This window comes from Arcicella sp. GW458-12-2-14-TSB2, from assembly GCF_059423785.1.
On sequence record NZ_JBWKYN010000266.1, the window covers coordinates 1 to 5,402 of the forward strand.

The 5,402-nt window shown below is 36.2% G+C and carries 2 protein-coding genes; both read left to right on the forward strand.

The features are described from left to right. The first annotated feature begins 266 nt into the window (after nt 1-266). The gene (locus AC07XN_RS23220) at nt 267-3,542 is read left to right on the forward strand and encodes a SusC/RagA family TonB-linked outer membrane protein (protein WP_309922489.1); all 3,276 of its coding nucleotides are present in this window, start codon (nt 267-269) and stop codon (nt 3,540-3,542) included. A 57-nt stretch (nt 3,543-3,599) separates the two neighbouring features. Further along, complete coding sequence (locus AC07XN_RS23225) at nt 3,600-5,342, forward strand: RagB/SusD family nutrient uptake outer membrane protein (protein WP_494744785.1); 1,743 nt, start codon at nt 3,600-3,602, stop codon at nt 5,340-5,342. Nucleotides 5,343-5,402 lie beyond the last annotated feature (60 nt).

The following is a 5,402-nucleotide window of genomic DNA, read 5'->3' on the forward strand; positions in this document are numbered from 1 at the left end:
CACATACAATCTTAATATGTTGAAAATCAATTAGTTGTAAAATGTTAAAATAATATTGGTTAATATTTTTTTAATTATAAAAAGTATCAAAATGATACAATAAATTTTATCAAAATGATACATTAAGAATATAGCCTCATCAAATTAAAATGAAATAAATTATTAGAATATATATAATCATTTTGTTATGGAATTAAAATAAGCATATATTTACAAGGATTTTCAACCAAAAATCTAATTTTTTCAATCAAAAACCCAATTTTATTATGAACACAAAATTTTACTCTACATGGAAGAGTATGCTTTTGTCGTGCGTCTTTTTATTAAGTACGTTCTTGACAATGGCACAGGACAGACGAGTAACAGGAAAAGTTACTGGTGCGGATGGCCAGGGAATCCCTGGAGTATCGGTTCTTCTAAAAGGCACCCAAACTGGGGTTTCCACCGATGCAAATGGTAGTTTTGCAATCAATCTCAAATCAGGTAAAGATGTTTTGTTAATTTCAGCTATTGGCTATAAAAGCACTGAAGTTAAAGTGGGTACACAGAGTAACGTAGACGTTAAGTTAGCTGAAGACGTTTCTGCACTTGACGAGGTTATCGTAACGGGTTATTCTAGCTCATCAAAAAGAGAAAGTACAGGTTCTGTATCAACTATCAAAGCTAAAGACTTAGTAGCTGTTCCTTCTGGTAACGTTGAGCAACAGTTGCAAGGACGTGCATCTGGGGTTACAGTTATTTCAAGTGGTCAACCAGGGGCGGCAAGTTTAGTACGTATTCACGGTTTTGGTTCATTTGGAGATAATAACCCTCTATACATTGTTGATGGTGTACCTGTTCAATCAACAGATTTTTTAGCACCAGGAGATATTGAAACCACAACTATTTTGAAGGATGCTGCAGCAGCTTCAATCTATGGAGCTCGTGCTGCCAATGGTGTGATTGTTTACACAACCAAAAAGGGTGCAAAAAAAGCAAGAGCATTGGAAGTGACCTATGATGGATTGTATGGTGTTACCGACCCAGGTAAAGGACAAGCAATGCTTAATCCTCAAGAACAAGCAGATTGGACTTGGAATGCAATCCGTAACACAGCGATTGCTGATGGTACAACACCAAATTATGGTCACCCTCAGTATGGAACAGGAACAACAGCAGTTTTACCTGATTATATTAACGTAGGGGGAAGATCAGGTGTTATAGGTACGGTTGATTTAGCGGCAGAAAAAGCTAAATACAATGTTGACCCTAATGCAGGTGCTATTTATCAAGTAGTTAAAGCCAATAAAGCTGGTACTGATTGGTATGGTGCTATTACTAGAATGGCTCCTATATCAAGACACAACTTGGGCTTTTCTGGTGGAACAGAACATGGTAGATATTATTTTGGTTTATCTGCTCAAGAGCAAGCAGGTATATTGATTTATAACCAATTCAAACGTTATACATTCAGAGCTAACTCAGAATTTGATTTGTCTAAACATGTTAGAATTGGTGAAAATTTACAGTTTACCTATAAGTCTGTATTAGCTCAGGATAATAACGATTTGTTGAACCCTAATAGAAGTGGTGTAAACACTGTAGCTGGTGAGGGTGATGTGCTTTCAGCATTTAGAATGCCACCAATTATTCCTGTTTATGATGAATTTGGAGGTTACGCTGGTACTGCCGCTAAAGGTTTTAACAATCCTAGAAACCCAGTTGCTTCACGTGATGGTTCTAAGAATGATAAAAGTTATACTGCTAATGGATTCGGTAATATCTACTTAGAAATTGAGCCAATTCCAAACTTACTTTTGAAAACAAGTATTGGTGGTCAATATACAAATGCATACTCATATTCGTATTCACGTTTGCAATATGAAAACTCTGAAAATAATGCAAGCTTTGGTTACAATGAATTTTCTGGTTACCAATTTGGCTGGACATTTACCAATACTATCAATTATTTCAAACAGCTTGGAGACCACAAAATCAAATTATTGGGAGGTTATGAAGCTTTAAACACAGGCTTTGGTAGAGGTATTTCAGCATCTGGTATTAACCCATTCTCTACTGATTTAGATTACATCACTATGACAACAGTATCTGCAACAGGTAAGATTGTTAATAGTTATATCAACTCAGGGGTTACATTTTCATCAATGTTTGGTCAATTAGATTATTCATTTAATGATAAATACTATTTTACTGGGGTTGTTCGTCGTGATGGTTCTTCTCGTTTTGGTATCAACAGTAGATACGGTGTTTTCCCTGCGTTCTCTGGTGCTTGGCGTATTTCTAAAGAAGATTTCATGAGAGACCTTCCTTGGATTAGTGATTTAAAAATCAAAGGTGGTTGGGGACAAATGGGTAACTCAAATCCAGTAGATCCAAATAACCAATATAGTCTTTTTGCTTCTAATGTTGGTAACTCATTCTATGACATTAATGGTAGTAATACAAGTGCTGTATCAGGATTTTACAAAAGTCGTATTGGTAACCCTAATGCAAAATGGGAAACAAATACAACAATCAACGTTGGTTTTGAAAGCTCATTGTTAAAAGGTAAATGGGATTTAGCAGTAGACTTCTGGCAAAGAAAAACTACAGATGCTTTGTTTAGTGTTCCTCTTCCAGGTGTATTGGGTACTTATGCAGCAGCACCAGCTGTAAACGTTGGTACGCTAAGTAACCGTGGTATTGATATTCAAATTATCAACCGTGGTGCTATAGCCAAAGATTGGAATTATGAAGTAACTGCAACAGGTTCATTCCTTGATAATAAAATTACAAGCTTTGCTCCTAATATTTCTTATTTAACTGGAGGTACTTACCGCGGTTTGACGCCAGTACGTAACCAATTAGATAAGCCAATGTCTTCATTCTATGGTTATCAAGTTTTAGGGTTGTTCAATTCTAAAGAGGAAGTGTCAAAATCTCCAACTCAATTAGGTGCTGCTCCAGGTCGTTTCCGTTATGCTGATGTAAGTGGACCAAAAGGTGTACCAGATGGCGTTATTGATGCTAACGATAGAACTTACTTAGGAAGCCCAGTGCCAACATTTACTGGAGGTATGACTTTCAGAGTTACTTACAAAGCGTTTGATTTCTCTACATTCTTAGCTGTTTCTTTAGGAAATAAAATTGCTAACGTTAGTAAATGGTTTACAGATTTTTATCCTTCATTTACTGGTGCTGCTGTTAGTGCTAGAGTTAAAAATTCTTGGACTCCAACCAATACAAATACTGATCAACCTATTTTTGAAGGAGCTTCTAACTTCAGTACAAACTCTGAATTTAACTCATTCTATGTAGAAAATGGATCATATATGAGAATGCAAAATATCTCTATTGGATATAATATTCCAAAAAATGCATTGTCTAAAATAGGTTTGAAAAATGCAAGAATTAGTGGTTCTGCAAGTAACATTTTTACAATCACTGGTTACAAAGGTCTTGACCCAAGTATTGGTGGTGCTGCAGATACTAACTTTGGTATTGATATTGGTAACGTACCTATCACTAGAAGTTATAATATAGCGTTAAATCTTTCATTCTAATTGTTCTTTTTAACAACTGGTAAAAAAGTATTTAGTAAAATAAAACATGTCTTTAAAATGAGAAAATATATAAAACATCAAGCAACGATAACGTCTGTAGTATTAATGACGCTATTAGTATTTGCCTGTAAAGATAGTTTCCTAGAGGTACCACCAACAGGACAACTTGCAGGTGCACAGCTTTCAACCAAAGCTGGTTTAGAAGGCTCTTTGATAGGTGCTTATAGTATGCTTAACGGTAGAGGTAACCGTGTAGCAAGTAGCTCTAACTGGGTGTGGGGAAGTGTACTAGGAGGAGAAGCTAATAAAGGTACTAACTCTGGTGACTTTACTACGATTAACCCATTACAACGTTTTGATACAACACCTACAAACGGTGAAGTTGGTGGAACATGGGGTGTAAAATATGAAGGAATTCAAAGATGTAATACCGTTTTACGTTCATTAACTACAGCAACACCTGACGTGACTGATGCTGACAAAAAGCGTATTGCTGGTGAAGCGCGTTTTTTAAGAGGTCATTACTATTTTGAATTAAAGCGTTTGTACAACAACACTCCGTATGTTGATGAGTCTGTAGATTATGGTACAGGTGTTGAGAAAGTAACTAATACTGCTGATTTGTGGCCTAAAATTGAAGCTGACTTGAAATATGCAGCAGATAACTTACCAGAAACACAATCAGCAGCAGGTAGAGCAAATAAATGGGCTGCAGTATCTTATTTGGCTAAAGCATATTTATATCAGAAAAAATATGCAGAAGCTAAAACGCTATTTGACCAAGTAATTGCTAACGGTAAAACGGCTAATGGTAAGAAATACGGTTTAGTAGCTAAATATGCTCAAATTTTCAATGCTGAAAATGATAATCATGAAGAGTCTGTTTTTGCTATTCAGTCTGCTGCTAATACAGGTAGCGTAAACAATGCAAATTCTGATGATGACTTAAACTATCCTTATAATACAGGTTCAAGTGGCCCAGGTAACTGTTGTGGATTTTTCCAACCTTCTTTTGAGCTTGGAAACTCATTTAGAACAGATGCTAACGGTTTACCTTTGTTAGATGGTTCTTATAATTCAGATGCTAACGCTTTGAAAACAGATTTTGGTTTACAATCTGCTCAACCATTTACAATAGATGCAGGAAATGTTGACCCTCGTTTAGATCACTCAATTGGCCGTCGTGGTATTCCATATTTAGATTGGCAAGACCATCCAGGATACGACTGGATTCGTGACCAAGCTTATGCTGGACCGTATTCTCCTAAGAAGTTTATTTATTACAAAACTCAAGAAGGAACTTTAACTGACGGTAGTTCATGGACGCGTGGTTATGCAGCAATGAACCACACTGTAATTAGATATGCTGATGTTTTATTAATGGCAGCAGAGTGTGAAATTGAAGTAGGTAGCCTTGAGACTGCACGTAAATATGTAAATATGGTTAGGACTAGAGCTGCCAACAAGGCTTCATGGGTAACTAAAAATGGAGCACCAGCAGCAAATTATGTAATTGGTACTTATGATGCTGTTTGGTCTGATAAAGCTCTTGCTCGTACTGCAGTTCGCTTTGAACGTAAATTAGAACTTTCAGGTGAAGGGCATCGTTTCTTTGATCTTGTACGTTGGGGTATAGCTGAACCTACAATTAATGCTTATTTAACTTACGAAGGTAAGAAACTTGTTACAGCATTAGGTAGTGCTAAATTTACAGCCAATAAAAATGAATATTTGCCTATTCCACAAGGACAAATTGACTTACAAGGAGCTGATATCCTAAAACAAAATCCTGGATATTAATCTTGATAATGTAGCTTAAACAAGAAAGGGATGGCAATTGCCATCCCTTTCTTGTTATAT

Bases quoted from the DNA above. Each gene is read 5' to 3' on its own strand.
- AC07XN_RS23220 (WP_309922489.1), top strand. From the start codon at position 267: ATGAACACAAAATTTTACTCTACATGGAAGAGTATGCTTTTGTCGTGC.
- AC07XN_RS23225 (WP_494744785.1), top strand. From the start codon at position 3,600: ATGAGAAAATATATAAAACATCAAGCAACGATAACGTCTGTAGTATTA.